Source organism: Pseudoalteromonas sp. Isolate6, assembly GCF_022398435.1.
Lineage (GTDB): Bacteria > Pseudomonadota > Gammaproteobacteria > Enterobacterales > Alteromonadaceae > Pseudoalteromonas > Pseudoalteromonas galatheae.
This window is the reverse complement of sequence record NZ_JAKEVK010000002.1, coordinates 15,086-33,485: the sequence shown is the minus strand read 5'-3', so window position 1 is coordinate 33,485 and position 18,400 is coordinate 15,086. Positions and strand designations below refer to the sequence as shown.

General features: G+C 40.9%; 11 protein-coding genes and 1 tRNA gene. 11 read left to right on the top strand and 1 reads right to left on the bottom strand.

Annotation, left to right across the window (positions count from 1 at the left end; all coding sequences use genetic code 11):
- The first annotated feature begins 7 nt into the window (after positions 1-7).
- The 4 genes from mutT (at position 8) to L1D50_RS00365 (ending at position 7,048) form a co-directional block, all read left to right on the top strand.
- Positions 8-400, top strand: coding sequence for an 8-oxo-dGTP diphosphatase MutT (gene mutT, locus L1D50_RS00380; RefSeq protein WP_128728773.1), 393 nt, complete (start codon positions 8-10; stop codon positions 398-400).
- Positions 401-514: 114 nt separating this feature from the next.
- The gene (locus L1D50_RS00375; protein WP_239965285.1) at positions 515-2,587 is read left to right on the top strand and encodes a M13-type metalloendopeptidase; all 2,073 of its coding nucleotides are present in this window, start codon (positions 515-517) and stop codon (positions 2,585-2,587) included.
- 327 nt (positions 2,588-2,914) lie between these two features.
- The gene (locus L1D50_RS00370; protein ID WP_239965284.1) at positions 2,915-5,506 is read left to right on the top strand and encodes a family 20 glycosylhydrolase; all 2,592 of its coding nucleotides are present in this window, start codon (positions 2,915-2,917) and stop codon (positions 5,504-5,506) included.
- 240 nt (positions 5,507-5,746) lie between these two features.
- Positions 5,747-7,048, top strand: coding sequence for an MFS transporter (locus L1D50_RS00365; protein WP_045987925.1), 1,302 nt, complete (start codon positions 5,747-5,749; stop codon positions 7,046-7,048).
- A gap of 540 nt (positions 7,049-7,588) precedes the next feature.
- Here the strand turns inward: L1D50_RS00365 and L1D50_RS00360 are convergent.
- Positions 7,589-7,664, bottom strand: a tRNA-His gene (locus L1D50_RS00360).
- Between the two features lie 200 nt (positions 7,665-7,864).
- On the opposite strand from L1D50_RS00360, the gene L1D50_RS00355 reads away from it, so the two are divergent.
- From L1D50_RS00355 to L1D50_RS00325, 7 genes are all read left to right on the top strand, one after another.
- Positions 7,865-8,683, top strand: a complete 819-nt coding sequence (locus L1D50_RS00355) for a mechanosensitive ion channel domain-containing protein (protein ID WP_128728770.1) — start codon at positions 7,865-7,867, stop codon at positions 8,681-8,683.
- Positions 8,684-8,697: 14 nt separating this feature from the next.
- Entirely contained in the window at positions 8,698-9,489 is a 792-nt protein-coding gene (locus tag L1D50_RS00350) for a DUF481 domain-containing protein (RefSeq protein WP_138522219.1), read from the top strand.
- Between the two features lie 407 nt (positions 9,490-9,896).
- Positions 9,897-12,587 (top strand): SLBB domain-containing protein, encoded by a 2,691-nt coding sequence (locus tag L1D50_RS00345; RefSeq protein ID WP_239965283.1) that lies wholly within the window; start codon positions 9,897-9,899, stop codon positions 12,585-12,587.
- A 16-nt stretch (positions 12,588-12,603) separates the two neighbouring features.
- Positions 12,604-13,497: a Wzz/FepE/Etk N-terminal domain-containing protein gene (locus L1D50_RS00340; protein ID WP_128728767.1), complete on the top strand. Its 894-nt coding sequence runs from the start codon at positions 12,604-12,606 to the stop codon at positions 13,495-13,497.
- Between the two features lie 461 nt (positions 13,498-13,958).
- Positions 13,959-14,837: an O-antigen ligase family protein gene (locus L1D50_RS00335; protein ID WP_161568709.1), complete on the top strand. Its 879-nt coding sequence runs from the start codon at positions 13,959-13,961 to the stop codon at positions 14,835-14,837.
- Between the two features lie 248 nt (positions 14,838-15,085).
- Positions 15,086-16,882: a hypothetical protein gene (locus tag L1D50_RS00330; RefSeq protein WP_128728765.1), complete on the top strand. Its 1,797-nt coding sequence runs from the start codon at positions 15,086-15,088 to the stop codon at positions 16,880-16,882.
- A gap of 667 nt (positions 16,883-17,549) precedes the next feature.
- Entirely contained in the window at positions 17,550-18,257 is a 708-nt protein-coding gene (locus L1D50_RS00325; RefSeq protein WP_128728764.1) for a thioredoxin domain-containing protein, read from the top strand.
- Positions 18,258-18,400: the final 143 nt, after the last annotated feature.

The window sequence follows — 18,400 nt, the reverse complement described above, 5'->3', positions numbered from 1 at the left end:
GTGAATTATGCAAAAAAAACGTGTTGAAGTTGCCGTTGGAGTGATCGAAAAAGATCAACAAATCTTTGTATGTTTAAGAGGTGAAGAGCAACATCAAGGTGGACTTTGGGAATTTCCTGGCGGGAAAATGGAAGCGGGCGAAGATGTGTTTTCGGCATTGAAACGTGAGCTACAAGAAGAGGTTGGCATCGAGATCTATAACTCATCAGAGCTAATGCGTATTGAGCATGACTATGCTGATAAGGCGGTGTGTTTATATATTCATCATGTTGAGGATTTTTCCGGTGAAGCCCATGGTGCAGAAGGGCAACCTTCTAAATGGGTTGCAGTTGAGCATTTGCATGAGCTCGCGTTTCCTGAGGCCAATAAAGCAATCGTAGAGTTACTACAAGCACGCTAAAGTAAGTGACAAACTTTGTTACTAAATTCAAAGATCAGAACGTAGTCATTCATCAGGCTCAGCGGTAGACTATTGAATGGCTACTTATACGCGAAATTCTATCAGGGGAATATAATGAAAAAACTCTCACTGACCGCTGCAAGTGTTGCACTTGCATTGGGATTGATTGGTTGTAGTGAACAACCGCAAACACAACAACAACAGCCAGCGGAGCAAGCCGAAGCACAAAAGGTGGTTTTGAACTCTGGTATTGAACTCGAAAATATTGATAAATCAGTGCGCCCACAAGATGACTTCTATTTTCACGTGAATGGTCACTGGTTAGAAAAAACAAAAATCCCTGCAGATAAGTCAAATTATGGTTCTTTCTCGCAGCTCTATGATGAGTCACAAAAAGCACTGCGTAAAGTGCTAGAAGATGCTGCAAATAACGCGTCTGCAAAAGCAGGCAGCGATGAGCAGAAATTAGGTGCGTTTTATCAAAGCTATATGGATGAAGGAGCGAGAAACGAACTAGGCTTAAACCCCATTAAGCCGTACTTGGATGACGTTCAAGCGCTGAAGACTAAATCAGAGCTACCAACTATCTTTGCTAAAATGCGTTTAACGGGGGCAAGTACACCGTTTGGTTGGTACGTTAATAATGATGCTAAAAACTCGAGTGAAAACGCGCTTTATATGTTCCAGTCAGGGCTTGGTCTACCTGATCGCGACTACTACCTGAAAGATGACGAAAAGTTTAGTAAAATTCGCGAACAGTATCAGCGCTATATCGAACAATTGTTAGCTAAGGCTGGTCATAAAAATCCAGGTCAAGCTGCGTTTAATATTATTGAGTTAGAAAAGCAGGTTGCTGAGGCACAGTGGACACGTGTTGAAAGCCGCGATGCGACTAAAACTTATAACAAGCTTAGCCAAGAAGAGTTTAATGCGTTAATGCCTGACTTTGATACGTCTGCGTTTTTAACCGCACTTGGTATTAAAACGGATTCACTTATTGTAAGCCAACCGAGTTTCTTTGAATCGCTATCAAAAATCATTGCTGATTCAAAGCTAGAAGTCTGGCAAGACTATTTAACTTTTCACTTTACCAATGACTATGCAGAGTTATTAAGCAAAGATATTGTTGATCTTAAATTTGGCTTCTTTGGCAAAACATTGAAGGGTGTAGAAGAGCAAGCACCAACATGGAAAAAAGCGGTAGATGCAAGTAACTCTGTTCTTGGGGAGATGTTAGGCAAAATCTACGTGAAGTCGTATTTCCCACCAGAAGCAAAGGCGCGCATGGAAGAATTGGTTGCCAACCTTATTAAAGGGTTTGATCAAGCAATTGACGGCTTAGAGTGGATGAGCGCTGAAACGAAAGTAGCCGCCAAAGAAAAGCTCAATAAGTTCACGCCTAAAATAGGCTATCCTGACAAATGGAAAGATTATTCAGCACTTGAGATAAGTCCTGATGATCTAGTGGGTAACTATGTGCGTTATAGCCAATTTGCTAATCAGGAAATGATCGATAAATTAGGCAAACCTGTGGATCGTGGTGAGTGGTTTATGACACCGCAAACGGTGAACGCGTACTATAACCCAGTGAATAACGAGATTGTATTCCCTGCTGCGATTTTACAGCCACCATTCTTTAACCTAGAAGCGGATGATGCAGTAAACTACGGTGCAATCGGTGCGGTTATCGGTCACGAGTTGGGTCACGGCTTTGACGATCAAGGTGCCAAGTATGACGGAGATGGTAACCTGCGTAATTGGTGGAGTGAGTCTGATTTAGCGCAATTTGAAGCGCGTAGCCAAAAGTTGGTTGAGCAATTTAATAGTTTTAAACCATTTGAAGATGCTAGCGTTAATGGTGAACTGACACTGGGTGAAAATATCGGTGATTTAGGTGGCTTAACCGTTGCATATAAAGCGTACCAAATTTCACTAGGCGATCAGAAAGCGCCGATTATAGATGGTTACACTGGAGAGCAGCGCTTCTTTATGGGTTGGTCACAAATTTGGCGTCGCAAATATCGCGATGAAGAGCTGCGTAATCGTCTGATGACAGATCCGCATTCACCAAGTCATTATCGAGTGATCGGTGTGCTACCAAATATGCCTGAATTTTATAAAGCATTTAATGTGAAAGAGGGCGATAAGATGTATCTTAAGCCAGAAGACAGAGTGAAAATCTGGTAATTTCACATTTTGATTCAGTGGCGGCGTTATTGCATTCATGCAGTAAATCCGCCGCTTTTTTACGACTCTCAATTACGATCCTCTGAAGCTTTCACAAGTTATCAAACTCAATCCTGCACTTTCTGCAAGCACTCGCTATTTCCAAGGTTAAGTTCATCGCTATTTGATGGTATTTACAGCTAAATCAGAGTAGTTTCATTTTGTCTAACACAGGGATATGAAAAAATAATGATAGCGCTGTCATTTTAACTTTTATATGATGTTTAGGAACAATGAGTGATTAAATGATGTTCATTTTGAATTGAACATGAAGACTGGGAGCAAAAGATGAGAATAAAAACGACTTTGCTTGGAGCGATAATTGCTGGGTGCTCGTTCTATACACAAGCATCTTTAACGCAGCAGCAATTAGCGCAGTTTGCAAGTGACACGCATTTTGAATTTGCGGTAGAAAATAACTTCAGTAATGGTGCAGAGGGCTTTAGCGGTGCTATAACACTGACTAACAACTCAAAAGTTGATCTACCAAAAGGGCAAAGCGATTGGCAAATCTACTTGCACTCAGTACGTCATATTTCAACGGAAACAGCTGAAGGTCTGCGCTTTGAGCATATTAATGGCGACCTCCATCGTATAACCCCTACTAATTCGTTCGCTGGTTTAAAAGCGGGTGAAAAACTCAAATTAGCTTTTGATGCTTCAGCTTGGGTTGCTGCATACAGCGATTTTATGCCGCGTGCTTTTATTGTCTCAGGTAAAAATAAGCCGGTCATTTTTGCAAATACTGATACCGAAGACATGACGCAGTTTGTTGCGCCATTTGAGCGTGAGAACCAGCTGAAAAGATACAATACACCTACTGATTACACGCAGATAGCTAACGCAGCGCTGCGTTTTGAACGTAATCAAAGCAATGTTTCGGTCTCAAAAGAAGATGCGCTAAGACGTATCATTCCAAAGCCTGAGCATATCGACTTTAACCGTGGTGAAATTGCCCTTAACAACAACTGGCAGATCCGCTTTGCGGGACGCTTAAAGTCAGAAGTCGCTGTTTTTCAGGAAGACTTATCAGAATATGGGTTGGATTTAAAAGCTGAAGCAAATCATGTGCCTGAAGGGAATATCCCAACGATCCGCCTTAAAGTTGCGAAAAGTCTAGGGCGCGATTATGACTACAACCAAGCCGGGTCATATACATTAGATATTGATGATGATGTGATTGAAATCACGGGTATTGATAACGCAGGTGTGTTTTACGGTATTCAAAGTTTGCTTGCGCTATTTCCTGCCGATAGTAAAAATGAAATTACCTTGTCTCACGTAGAGATCAAAGACTCTCCGCGTTTTAGCTGGCGTGGTATGCATTACGACAATGCCCGTAACTATCATGGTAAAGATGCGTTATTTAAGTTAATTGAACAGATGGCGCGCTATAAGTTAAATAAGTTCCACTGGCACTTTTCAGATGATGAAGGTTGGCGCTTGGAGATCCCTGGGCTTCCTGAGTTGACGGAAGTTGGCGCTTTCCGTTGTTTTGACTTACAAGAGCGTGAGTGCTTACTGACTCAGTTGGGCACAGGCCCTTTCAAAACGGGAAGTGGAAATGGTTACCTTTCTCGCGAGGACTTTGTCGAGTTACTTAAATTTGCTACTGCGCGTCATATTGAGATCATTCCAGAAATCGAAAGCCCCGGGCATGCTCGTGCTGCGATTAAGTCGATGGAAGCGCGTTATCACAAATTGATGGAAGCGGGTAAAGCGCAAGAGGCCAAAGCCTATCTTCTGAACGATATTGATGACACTTCAAAGTATCTAACCGTACAACTCTACACAGATAACTCTATTAATGTTTGCTTGGACTCAAGCTATGCCTTTATAGAAAAGGTGGTATATGAGCTGCAGGAAATGTATCGCGATGCTGGTACTATGCTAACGACAGTCCATTTTGGTGGCGATGAGGTTGGAAAGGGCTCATGGACTGAGTCACCTGCATGTAATGAGTTATTTGCGGTAGCCGACAATGGGGTCGCTGGACCCAATGATTTAAAACCATACTTTACTCAAAAAGTAGCAAAACTGCTTGCTAAGCGTGGGATTACCCCTGCCGCTTGGGAAGATGGTTTAATGTATAACACTACGACGACCTTTAAACGTGATGAATTCCCAAATCCGCAGTTTTTGGTAAATACTTGGGATAACATTTGGGAGTGGGGAGTTGCAGACAGAGCTCACCGTTTTGCAAACAACAATTACCAAGTTATTTTGTCTCACGGTACTCATTTGTACTTTGATCACCCTTACGAAGCGCACCCTGAAGAGCGCGGCTATTATTGGGCAACTCGTTATACAGATACGAAAAAAGCATTTTCATATATGCCAGATAATATTTATGCGAATGCGGACTTCACGCGAAACCGTGAGCCTATCGTGAATCTTGAAGCCTTAGTTGGTCGAGAATTACCTGCGCTTAAGAAGCCGCAAAATATCCTTGGTATGCAAGGGCAAATATGGAGTGAGACCATTCGCTCGGAAGACCAAGTGTTACGATTGATTTTCCCTCGATTGCTTTCGCTTGCAGAGCGCGCTTGGCATAAAGCGGATTGGGAAGGGCGTCGTATTAACCAAAAAGAGCTAAACAAAGACTTCTCAACCTTCGCTGCAGCCCTGTCTTTAAAAGAGATTGCAAAGTTACAGAATGATGGCATTAAGCCAAACCTTCCGGTTCCAGGTGCTAAGGTGGTGTTGGGGAAACTTGAAGCGAATAGTGCGTTTCCTTATCTGGCAATAGAAGTGAGCGTAGACAATGGTGAATCTTGGCAGCCTTATACTGATCAGATGAGTGTCTCAGATGAAAGTAAGGTATTGTTGAGAACGCGAGCCGGAGAAAAAAATACGAGCCGTGTCACAGGGTTGAAATAAACCCTCGTATTCAGTTTATCGCAAAAAAGGGCAATGGCCCTTTTTTGGTGATAATTTTGCTCAAATTCTAACTGGTAATGAAATAGATTTTAACGTAAAGTTAAATGTCAGCGCTGTCATTTTTCTGGATCTATGCCAAATTGAGCACATAAAGCGCAAAAATAATAATCCAAATTAACTTTGTACATTGCTGAGTTTGCTTCAAAACTGCAATGTACCCCTAGCAACAAGAAGAGTTTTATGGAAGCGACAGTGGATAAAGAACAACTCGCCAAACAAAGCGTCTGGCTACCTATGACACTCGCAGGGTCAATGTTTTTCATATTGGGCTGCATTACTTGGTTAAATGGGGCTATTACGCCATTCTTACAACAGATGTTGGAGCTATCACCGCTCCAAGCTTCATTTATCATTTCTTCTTTCTATATTGCAGTGACGATCGCTGGTATCCCATCAGCGATGCTGATCAAAAAAGTCGGTTACAAAAATGGTATGGCTATCGGTTGCGCGATTATGGCTTTATCTGCATTGATGTATATTCCTGCTGCAAAAATGCAAATGATCGAAATCTTCCTATTTGCTCAGTTAATGATAGGTGTTGGTCAAACTGTGTTGCAAACTGCTGTAAATCCATATGTGGTAAAAATGGGCTCTGAAGAATCAGCGGCTGTACGCGTATGTATTATGGGTTTACTCAATAAGTCTGCGGGTGTAATCGTACCTATCGTATTTGCAGCTGTTGTGGTCAGCGGTGTAGTAAATGAAGGTGAAGCACTGTCACAAGTTCAAAAGGACGCGATGGCAAACAGCTTGATTGCCCCATATATGAGTATCGCAGGTTTAATCTTCTTATTTGCTTTATTTGCAAAAGTATCACCACTTCCAGATCTCGTATTTGAAGAAGAAGCTTCAACAGGTAAGGGTGAAGTAAAAGAAGCGCTTAGTCATCCTCACTTAGCGCTAGGCGTTATTGGTATTGCGTTATATGTTGCAGTTGAAGTTATTGCCGCCGATACGATTGGTTCATATGCATTACAGTTAGGGATTGCTGATTACTCTGTGATGACGTCATATACCATGGGCTGTATGTTAATCGGTTATGCGATCGGGATCGCGACTATTCCACGCTTTATGTCACAGCAAACTGCGCTCGTGATGTCAGCTATTGCAGGTATAATCACCGTTTTTGCTGTTGTTTTAGGCAGTAATGAGTCATACTTCCTATCGAATATACTATTGGTACCTTTTGGTGGACCTCACTTACCAGATCCGCTATTGTGTATTGCGTTGTTGGGTTTTGCTAATGCCATGGTATGGCCTGCAATTTGGCCTTTAGCACTTGATGGCTTAGGGCGCTTAACAGGCACTGCATCAGGCCTACTTATTATGGGTATTGCCGGTGGCGCACTTGGACCATTGCTTATCGGTTTAGGCAACGTTGCTGGACTAGGTGCTCAAGGTGCGTACAGTTTAATGCTACCTAGCTACTTATTCATTCTCTTCTATGCATTGAAGGGTCATAAAATGAGAAGCTGGAAGTAATACAGAATTTCTATGTATGTAGAAATAATCCCGTGTGTGATGCCACCTGAATAAGGTGGCATTTTTTATGCCTAAATCACTCCGTTATCTGCAAAACCGGCTTAATGCTGAGATCTTATTCGCGATATAAAATCGCCGCTACGCAGATGTCTGGTGCTTGTTGCTTGTTGCTTGTTGCTTGTTGCTTGTTGTTTGTTGTTTGGTGTTGGTCGTGTCGGAGCTGCTTTATGCTGAGAGGGTTTCATTCTTAAGTCGCGATATAAAATCGCCGCTACGCAGATGTCTGGTGCTTGTTGCTTGGTGTTGGTCGTGTAGGAGCTGCTTTATGCAGCGAGGGTTTCATTCTTAAGTCGCGATATAAAATCTCAGCAATGCTGATCTTTGGTGCTTATTATTTGATGTTGGTCGTGTAGGAGCTACTTTATGTAGCGAGGTTTTCATTCTTAAGTCACGATATAAAATCGTTGCTATGCAGATCTCTATCGTGCAGGAGCTCTGTATACGCAAAAAGATAAAATGAAAATAAATACATAGAAAGAATGGGGCGACTGATGGGACTTGAACCCACGACAACCGGAATCACAATCCAGGGCTCTACCAACTGAGCTACAGCCGCCACTAAAGACTTGAACACCTCGTGTGGTGTGGCGCGCATAATACATAAGTTTTTATCAAATGCAAAGGGAAATATAGAAAAAACTTAATAAAAGATTTTTTTGGAGATTATTTCTACATACAGCAAATATTCATATATCCTATGTATGATCCAGCCGATCTAATGATAAATAACTGCTTAATATAAAAAGGGGGATGAGTATGGAAGCTATTTGGAAGTGGGTTAATGAGAACTCAGATTTAATCTTACACTATGTGCTTCAAGGCGTTATAGCACTAATAATTTTCTTCGTTGGCTTAAAACTTGCCAAGCTCAGTGCTAATCTTACCGAAAAAGCATTTGGTAAGCGCAAGGTAGATAAAGCAGTAGGCTCATTTGTTGCCAATATTGCTTATGCGATTGTGTTTGCTGCGACATTGCTTATGGCATTGTCTCAAGTCGGTATCGAAACCACCTCATTCATCGCTATTCTAGGTGCAGCAGGTTTGGCAGTTGGTCTTGCACTACAAGGTTCACTGTCTAATTTTGCCTCTGGCGTATTGATCATCATGCTGCGTCCATTCAAGTCAGGTGACTATATTGAAGCAGGCGGTAAAGCGGGTAGCGTACAAAAAATAGAAATCTTCTCTACAGAGCTTCGCACCCCTGATAACAAAGTGATTGTGATGCCAAATTCTTCTATAATGTCAGGCGCAATTGTTAACTACTCACGTGAAAAAACACGTCGTATTGACCTTGTTATTGGTGTTGGCTATGACGCAGATCTAAGAGAAGCCAAAGCAGTATTAAAGTCTGTATTAGACAATGAGCCAAGAATTCTTAAAGAACCTGCGTATAATGTTGCCGTACTAGAGCTTGCTGATTCAAGTGTTAACTTTGTTGTTCGTCCTTGGGTTAAAACAGAAGAGTACTGGCCGACGTATTTCACACTTGTGGAAAATATTAAGATTGCGCTAGACGAAGCCGATATCACCATTCCATTCCCGCAAATGGATGTTCACCTACATAAAGATCAGTAAAAGGTTAGTTAGAAATGAAATTAAAGGTTTTAACCTGTTGTATTCTTATGGCTGCGAGCGCTAATGCAGCGGCAGAAGGCAAAGCTAAGAAGCCAAAGAAAGTTTGGGATGTAACCAGTGAAGTGGGTGCGATTATCACCAGTGGTAACACAGAAACAACAACCTTAAAAGGTGGGATAAAAGCTAAGCACAACCTAACTAATTGGAACAACGAGTATAAGTTAGATGGTTTCTACAAAGAAGACACGCGTGAAAACGATGCCGGCGTAGATGTTACATCTCGTACCAACGAAAAATACTCAGCGTCAGTTCAGGGTAACTACAAGCTAAATGAAGATAACAGTCATTTGTTCGTGTTTGGTTCTTATGTTTCAGATTACTTTGGTGCCTACCGTAGTGAAGCGGTTATTTCAGTGGGTTATGGTCAACGTTTATTCGAAAATGATGATATGTACCTTAACGCTGAAATTGGTCCCGGTGTAAAGCGTTTTGAGCACCAAGACGATAGCACTGAACTTGACGATGACGGTGAGCTACTTGCTGGTACGTCTGAAAGCGAATTCATCGGTGTTGGTAAATTAGATTACCAATGGCAGATCTCAGAAAACGCACGGTTTACACAATTGATTGCGGTTGAATATGGTGATACTAACACTAAAACAACGTCTGAAACGGCGTTGCTGACCAAAATCAACGGTTCTCTACAGATGAAAGTGGCGTACAACATTATCCACAACTCTGACGTAGCAGACGATAAAGAAAATACAGACACAGAAACTTCACTTACTTTGGTTTACAGTTTTTAAGTTGTAAACCTGTTCATTTAAATAATGATGTTTAAACTTGCTAGGTCTTCCGTTTAAACATCATTATTAGCTTGAAGAGTTTAATCTTCCCGTTTAGCTAAACAAATTAACTAATTTGAGCTAGCGATAAGTTGTGGGCTAACTCATTGAAAATAACGAGCTCACTTATGTCAGTTATTCTATTCAGATGATACTTTCTGACTCAAGATTGATAAGGGAGGGCATAGCTGAGAACAACAACTACTAGAAAATAAGTAGCTATCCCAAATTCAGTCCAACCGCTTCTCAAGTTGATACTGTTACACAATATAACAGAATGCATACTTCTCCCCGATTTGGATTTTTGAATAACTAGTGTAGAATACGCGTCTATTTATGAATTTCACTTACACAGGATGAAGTAAGGCATGTTGGTAAACCGTCTTCTTTTATTACTAATAATGCTATTTGCCTGCTCCGCAGCCGCTTTTACTCCAACAAAGCAGCAAATAGAACAGTTTAAAAAACTACCGAAAAGTCAACAACAGTTGCTTGCTAAGCAGTACGGTATTGATATTAGTACACTAAACTCTTCTAGTGGTGGCACAACAGAAAATCAAAAGCCAGAAGCAGTCAACATGCCACAGCCACAGCCTGAGAAAGACTACCTATCAAATGAAGAAAAACGCTTCAAACCTGAGCAAGAGGATTTAAAGCCTTTTGGTAGTGAGTTGTTTAGTGGCAATACACTTTCAGAGACTGACGTAAGTAATGTTTCTGTTCCACAGGACTATATCTTGGGTGCTGGCGATCAGCTTAAGGTTAGTTTTTTCGGCCAACAAAGCTTTGAAGAAATAGTCGAAGTTGATGGTGAGGGCCATGTCAAACTTTCAGAATTGGGACCCGTTAGTGTTACTGGAATGCAATATAGTGAATTTAAAAAGTTATTGCAGGATAAGGTATCAAGAGAGCTTATTGGTACCTCAGTATACGTATCCCTTACAGCGCTGAAAAAAATTCGGGTTTTAGTGGTTGGAGAAGTTAAAAAGCCTGGAAGTTATACTTTATCGTCTTTGTCAAATATCACTCATAGTATATATACCAGCGGTGGATTAACTGATATTGGCTCTTTTCGTAATATTCAGTTGAAGCGTAAGGGGAAAGTCATAAAAACACTGGATCTTTATGACTTATTACTAAGTGGTGATAATGCAGATGATGCACCGCTTAGAGCTGGAGATACAGTATTTGTACCAAGTCTGAAAAGTCAAGTGCGACTTGAGGGGGCGGTTAGACGAGAAGCTATATTCGAAGTCAAAGAGGGGGAGTCTCTAGCTGATCTGATGATAATGTCTGGTGGTATGAGTGCAACAGCGTTTAAAAATTCGGTGACGATTAGCCGCTATACTAACGGTACACGAACTGTGATTGGTGTTGAGCGGAGTGAGTTTGCAAGTACGATGCTCAAAGATGGTGATGCTGTTAAGGTTGATAAAACGGGAACTCACTTCGATAATGAAGTGACGCTGATTGGTGCCGTTGTAAGGCCAGGTAAATATGCTTGGAAACCAGGGTTAACTATCAGTGAATTATTTAATAACTCACTGCATTCAGTTCTTCCCCAAGCTGATACGGGCTATGGATTGGTCCTACGAGGGGGACGTTTTGAAAAAGTATCTCTTGTACAGTTTAACTTACTTGAGCAACTAAGACCCAATACTAATAAGAAACACCTTGTAGAGCTACAAAGTGGCGATAAAGTGTTTGTTTTTAGCCGTTTTCAGTATCTCAACGAGGAGAAAGATGCGCTAAAAGCATTAGATTTAACTGCTGATGAGCTAGAGCAGCAAGAAAAAACAAAGCTATGGCACTTATATGAAAATGAGTTGTTTAAGGCATTTGTGGACACCGAAGCCATTGCAACGTTAAATCAGGGACAAAAAAGCCAGGTCGCCACAGAAGATTTTGAAGAAAAAAGTGAGCCTGAAAGCGAAAACTGGTCTTTCATGTTACCAGAAGAGACGAATGCAGAGTTGGACACTAAAACTGAACTGCCAAGTCCGTTTTCTAGAATATCTTTATTAGAGCCTGTTATTAGGCAACTACAACATCAAGCAACACCACAGCACCCTTTGGAAATCGTAACAATTCAGGGGCGCGTAAAATACCCTGGTAATTATCCAATAGCCAGTAATTATACTGTGAAAGATGCCATAGAGGCGGCAGGTGGATTACTCGAATCTGCCTATTTAGGTTTAGCCGAGTTGACAACGTTCAAAAATGATGAATCGATGAATGTAGAGCATAGATCTTTCGATTTGGCTATGGAGTTGAAGCAGCCGTCTATTACCATCAAAAGTAAAGATGCCATAAATATACTGTCAGTTCCAAAATGGATGGATGAAAACCAAGTTACAGTTAAGGGGGAAGTGAAGTTCCCAGGTACATATACAATCAAGCGTGGCGAAACACTGAATGATGTGCTTGCACGTGCAGGGGGATTGACGGAGTTCGCTTCAATAGACAGTGCTGTATTTACAAGAGAAGAGATAAAAAATCAAGAACAGGAACAACTTAAACGCTTAACTGAAAATCTAAAGCGAGAGATTGCATCTAAGAGTCTTCAGCCTAGCTCTGAAAATATTACTTACTCCGAAGTTAAACAGTTACTCAAAGACTTAAGTACGATTAAAGCGCAAGGTCGGCTGGTAATCAATCTGCCTAGTATTATGAATGGCAGGCAATCCTTAGTGTTACAAGATGGGGATACTCTTTATATTCCTCAAGAAAGAGATTCTATTAGTGTTATCGGGGAGGTGAATTATCCAGCTTCTCATTTATTTGAACAAGGTTTGAGTCTTTCTGAGTATCTAGAGCGTAGCGGTGGTATTAAAGAATTGGCTGATGAAGAGAGAATATATATCATCAAAGCCAATGGTTCCGTTATTATTCCAAAGAATAACTGGTTCGCAGTAAATCGGGAAGACACACTCTCTGCGGGGGATACCATTGTAGTTCCACTTAATTCTAATTACATGGACAACCTAACGCTTTGGAGTACTACTACCCAAATTATTTATCAACTTGGTGTTGCAGCCGCAGCTATCAACAATATTTAATTTAGGGAACTTTCTGATGTCTAAACAAAATAACGAAGATGTTTCAATTGGAGATATTTTCACCTTAGTAAAGCAACGATTATTAGTTATTATTGTTGTCACAGGTTTGTTTATCGGATTAGGTGTGGCTTTTGCACTCTCTAAAGCGAATATCTACCAGTCTCAAGTTCTTCTAAGCCCAGCAAGTAATCCGTCAAATAGTAGTGGGGGCTTATCTGGACAACTTGGAGGTCTTGCGGCGCTTGCAGGTGTGCAGCTTGGAGGCGGCTCTGCAGACAAGTCATTGCTGCATTTAGAGCGTTTCAAGAGTCGTGTTTTTTTAACTGAGTTTATTAAAAAACATAAGCTAAAGGAAAAAATCTATGCAGCGAAGTCGTATGAATGGCAGAAAGGAGAGTTGCTCTATGATGCGGATAAGCTTGCGAAATTTGATGTGAATGCAGAAGAACCTATTTCGATAAATATGGTTTTTGAGCAATTTATTGAAAACAATTTTGAGCTGGAAATTGATACTAAGACTGGACTAGTCGCGCTATCAGTGCTTCATCAATCTCCTTTTGTAGCTAAAGAGATCACCGATTTATTGGTGAAAGATATTAACCAAGTGATCCGTCAAGAAGAAATCTCTGAAGCTAATAAAAGTATCGATTATTTAGAAGCTGCGCTAGAAGCGACTAAAGTGCTTGAAACAAAAAAAATGTTTTATCAGTTGATCGAGCAGCAACACCGAACCAAAATGCTGGCCAGTGTTAAAGAAGAATATGCCTTTAAAGTTATCGACCCCGCTATTATTCCTGAGCGTAAGTATGGCCCTAACAGAGCGCTGATCGTGGTGATTTTTGCGTTGTTAGGAGGAGTGTTAGCCACAGGATACGTAATAGTCTCGGGCCTGAGGGCAACGAATAATTAATCATAGCACTTTGCTCCTTGATAGGTATGCCCAGCGCTATTGCTGGGCATGTAAGGTTAATCGTGATATTTAATAATCTTGTTATAAACAAACTTGTTTGGCTCTTTGTTTTTTTATTCCCAGTTTTGCCTCATACTCTAGGGGCCCCCACCGCACAAAAAGTACTACACGTTTTTGCTTTTGTATTCGTCGCTTTGTCGTTAGTGATTAGACGCACTTACTTTAAGCAAGGCTTCGTCACTGCTGTTGTGGCTATTTGCACTGTGATGATGAGCTATTACATGGCTGTATCATTGGCTTTTACTAACTTTTTAACCTTTAAAGATCTGCCCGATTATTTACGTCCTCTTATATACTTGATATATATTCTCATCCCTTTAATCTATCCACTAGATGAGGAGGAACTGCGTACATTTTTTGTTTTCTTCAAAAAAATGTTTGTATTTCAGGTGATCATTTCAATGTTGATTTACATTCCTGCACTGTGGCCTGTCGTTGATATATTTAAGGGACGACCTAGTGATGACATGCCGTTACATTTTTATCGTTGGTCAGGAACCTATGGTTATCCTTCAGACTTCTCGTTTTATCTGTCATTTTTTATTTTTTACTATTTCAGCTTTTTTGCTCGGCGAATATCAATGTCGGTTGGTGAGTGGTCAATTGTGTTTGTTGCGTTTTGTGCGATGTTTTTGAGTTTTAGTAGAGGTGGATTATTCTCGACGGTAGGAATTTTAGGCCTTGCTTTTTGGCTCACTGGCGCAAGAACGCGCAAAACTTCGTACTTACTGCTGTTTGCTATGGTTGTGGCTAGCGTCTCAATTTTTCTATCCTTTAGTGAAGAGTTTGAGCAAGTCTCTTATATACTTGAGACTTTTGGTGGCGAAGATGGAGATGTTGACGGCTCGACTAGCCACCGACTAAAAGAGCTTGCGTTGGCTGGCGAGTATTTATCACAGTTACCGCCGTTGTCTGAAGGCTCAAATCGATTAGAACTTGAGACTAGGATAGAGGTAATAGAATCTTTCTATGGCTTTCACCTTATTAAGTGGGGGATTCTAGGGTTAACAGCAGCTCTAGTAATTAAGTTTGTATTTTTCTTAGTTTGTTGTTATGTATATAAAAAGGGGTTATGCTCCAAGAGGAATGAAACTCAAACGGCGCTAGCGTTTGCTGTAGCATGTTTGGTCGCCTCAGAAGTCTTGCTGTTTGGCTTTTCTTCAGCGATAAGCGACCGCTTTAAAACGCTGCCTACCTTTTACCTGCTATTTGGTTACGTGTTGTCTGGTTATTTGTTGACCTCAAATGTAAGCAAAAAGTGTCGTGGTGGTGTTGTGTGATTAATCTTTATGAAAAGGTTGCGAATACGACTTGTTATGTTACTTTTAAAACCATATTAATTTAGCGCTAGCTCTTGAATTTAATTTAGCTTATTATCATAATAGACGAGCCTAGATTTGATGCTACATGTTTGTGCAGTATCGGTCGGGCCCTTTAACTTATTTAACGTTTTGCTATACTCTGGTGTCCAGAGTGTGTAAATATTAACTGAAAACATAAAGTGTCCACCGGATACATGGAGATAAAAATGAAGCGTTTTAATAAAGTCGCTTTAATCCCTGCTGCAGTTGCTGCTGTACTAGCAGGTAATGCTTACGCAGGTACTGAAGCTTGTTTCGAAGTTTACAAAGGCGCAGATGCTCTAGCTGTTACAGGCTTTGACACTATCTACGGCGGTGCGGCTTGTATCGCAGAAGCTAACCGTACAGGTGCAACTGCTGCAAACCTTGAAGCTACTAACGAAGCAAAAGTTGCTTATGAGCTTACTGGTGATTTAACATTAGATTTTGACGCTGTTGATGGTACAAACACTGACCAACACATCGTTTACATCCCTACTACTGATATCCCTGGTGGTACTAAAATCACTATCGAGCTTAGTGGTGCAACTTTCGCTGGTAACGCTAACCAAATCCACCTAGTAAAAGATGCTGATGGTTCTGGTGCAAACACTAACTTTGAAGCGGTAGCATCTTCGGATGGTACAGTTGATGGTGTTTCTTCTATCACTTTCCTGACTAAAGCTGGTATCACTATCGGTGCAGGTACTCGTCTTGCGTTCTCTCGTGTTTCTACGGGTGCTGACTCTACAGCTATCGATCCAGTAGGTATCAAGATTGCTAACACAACTTGTACTACAGCTTCTACAACACAGTCTGTAACAATCAAGTCTACTTCTGCTATTACAGATGGTGGTAATGGTTATAACATCCAAGGTGCTGTTTCAGCTGCTCAGAAAGTTGTTGATATCACTCCTCAGTTCTACGCACTACACGGCGGCACAACTGCTGAAGTTCAGGTTAATGCTGAAAGCTCAAATTCTGAAGGCAATGCGATCGTTGCTCGTACTGAATTTGTATACAATGCAGCAGCTAACAACCGTTTAGTAGCTACTAGCTCACAAGCGATTTACAAGAACGGTTTCTATAACCGTGCAGCACTTCTAGACCAAGCTATTACTCTAGACGCTGATGACCACCTAGAAACAGCTTTCGTTGCAACTGCAGAGCCAGGCGCAAACGTTAAAATGCGCCTATACAATGGCCGCACTGCTGCTACAGGCGTGTTAGACACATCTGTTCCTGTACAAACTGGTACAGTACCGGGTTCATTTGGTTTAACTCAAGCTGCTGCTACTGTATACAACACAGAAGCTGTTGATCTATTTACTCCGAATGCTGGTACAGGTGATGCAGAGCCTAATACTCAGACAACTGCTCCACTTCAGGGTGCAACTTACAACACAATGTACTACGTTGTTGAGAATAACCCGACTGACGGTATCATGAACTTCAACTACGAAGCTACTACTTACTACACGCTAGACTTCGGTACAGCAGGTGAGCTTGATCACTGTGAAGATAACAAAGTAACTCACAAAGTTGGCGTTAACGGTGCAGTTCTTAAAGTTCCTTACGTAGTAAATGCTGAAGGTAACTTTGTACGTGTTACTAACGAACACGATGAAGCGGCTGAAGTAACAGTTGACGTGTTTGGTGAATCTGCTAACGGTAACACTGGCGCTCGTAAAGTGACTGCTGTAGAACTTGGTCAGGTTCCTGCTAAGTCTTCTGTAGTATACTTCGTACCTAAGCTAATTGAGCAAGCTGTTGCTCAGAAAGGTTACACAGGTGCTGACGGCGGTTACGCTGCAGAATCTCTAGGTACAAACGCTGCAAACGCTAAATCAGCTGACAATCGTCATACTGTAACATTCACTGTTACTGCTCCTAAAGATTCAGTACACGGTGTATCTGTACAGAAAATCATTGGTGGTACTGACCGCGTAATGCCAGTACTAGACCAAAACGAATGGTCTCAGTAATTTTTAATTACTTACCATAGTTTAAAAACCCTCGCTTTTGCGAGGGTTTTTTTATCATTATAGGCTAATGTTTGGCTCTGTGCCTTATCACAATTTTTTTGGTCAACGTTGACTCTATTAGCGTCAAACATCATTCACTTTAAGTATAGATGAGCTAATGGAATGGAAATAGATCTACAGATTCTGCTTTTATAGGGGGACAAAGCGAACAGATATTCATTTGCCTACTTAAGTGATCTCTTTCGAGACAAGAAAGCTTTATCGTGCACTACCGTTTCGTGTAGAAATCGATGAGGTAGTAAAGCTCAAAAATAGCCGAGGCTAAATATTTTGCTACTAGCTTTCTGATATATGAGTGTGACATGGGTTTTCGAAGGTGGTTGTGAAAATGAGTTTTGGGTAAATCATGGACTGACCGTTTAATTTTGAAGTTCACCGCAATTATATCTTTATCAACACAGTGAGTTTTATAATTAACTCTGCCTGCGTATCAAAACGCCGTTATAATCTGATGCCAATATTAGTGAAGCGTATCTGGTGAACTTAGAGTCAAAGCTAGTTATCACAAAGTTATTTGTTACCCAAAACTAAGATTGATCAGGTATACCAACAACCTGTGTTTGTCCGGACCAACCTGTCATAAAAAAACCTAAATTAAGGAGTTTCAATGAAAAACTGGTTATTACCAATAGCATTATCAAGTTTACTACTAGGGTGTAGTACCACTCAGAATACTGAGCTTAAAGAGCTACGTGCAGAAGTGGAAAAATTAAGAGAAATTCAACAGCAAGTAGCCGTCAGAGTTGGACTTGCTGAGCTGGTAAAGCCAGATACATTACCCCTGTCCAACGAAGGTAAATGGATTGGAGATAAAAATGCTAGTATTGTGATGATTGAATACACTGATTTACATTGTCCTTATTGCAAAAAATTCCAACAAGAAATTTGGCCTGAATTTAAAAGCAAGTTTGTTGATTCTGGTGAGGTTGCTGTACTAGCGCGTGAACTCCCATTAACTAAGCTTCACCCAAAATCTGGCTATGCCGCTGTTGTACTGCGCTGTGCAAATAAACAAGGTCAGTATGAAGGGGTTAAAGATAAGCTTTTTGAGTTAGGAAATAACATAGTCACGGATTCACTAAAGGAAATTGCCACTGACTTTAACTTAGATGAAACTGTGTTTAATGCATGTCTTGAGGATAAATCCGTACATGCAGAAGTTTCTCGCTCAATTACTGATGCTCAACTACTTGGTTTAGATGGCACTCCTTCATTTGTGATTGGAAAGCAGAAAGACGGAATATTAGTTGATTATCAAATCGTAACAGGTGGTGGCATTGATAAACTAAGTGCTGCAATTAATGCATTAAAGTAAAGCTACACTAGTTCAAAATTATACCGTTGTATGTTAGATTTCAGCGGTATAGATGGAGCCCACTTGTGATGGGTTTTCACTCTAGAATTATGCATTTATTGTGTCAAAGGCCTTGTTTACATTGTGCTGGAACTAATTTGGGT

Bases quoted from the DNA above. Each gene is read 5' to 3' on its own strand.
- mutT (WP_128728773.1), top strand. From the start codon at position 8: ATGCAAAAAAAACGTGTTGAAGTTGCCGTTGGAGTGATCGAAAAAGAT.
- L1D50_RS00375 (WP_239965285.1), top strand. From the start codon at position 515: ATGAAAAAACTCTCACTGACCGCTGCAAGTGTTGCACTTGCATTGGGA.
- L1D50_RS00370 (WP_239965284.1), top strand. From the start codon at position 2,915: ATGAGAATAAAAACGACTTTGCTTGGAGCGATAATTGCTGGGTGCTCG.
- L1D50_RS00365 (WP_045987925.1), top strand. From the start codon at position 5,747: ATGGAAGCGACAGTGGATAAAGAACAACTCGCCAAACAAAGCGTCTGG.
- L1D50_RS00355 (WP_128728770.1), top strand. From the start codon at position 7,865: ATGGAAGCTATTTGGAAGTGGGTTAATGAGAACTCAGATTTAATCTTA.
- L1D50_RS00350 (WP_138522219.1), top strand. From the start codon at position 8,698: ATGAAATTAAAGGTTTTAACCTGTTGTATTCTTATGGCTGCGAGCGCT.
- L1D50_RS00345 (WP_239965283.1), top strand. From the start codon at position 9,897: ATGTTGGTAAACCGTCTTCTTTTATTACTAATAATGCTATTTGCCTGC.
- L1D50_RS00340 (WP_128728767.1), top strand. From the start codon at position 12,604: ATGTCTAAACAAAATAACGAAGATGTTTCAATTGGAGATATTTTCACC.
- L1D50_RS00335 (WP_161568709.1), top strand. From the start codon at position 13,959: ATGTTGATTTACATTCCTGCACTGTGGCCTGTCGTTGATATATTTAAG.
- L1D50_RS00330 (WP_128728765.1), top strand. From the start codon at position 15,086: ATGAAGCGTTTTAATAAAGTCGCTTTAATCCCTGCTGCAGTTGCTGCT.
- L1D50_RS00325 (WP_128728764.1), top strand. From the start codon at position 17,550: ATGAAAAACTGGTTATTACCAATAGCATTATCAAGTTTACTACTAGGG.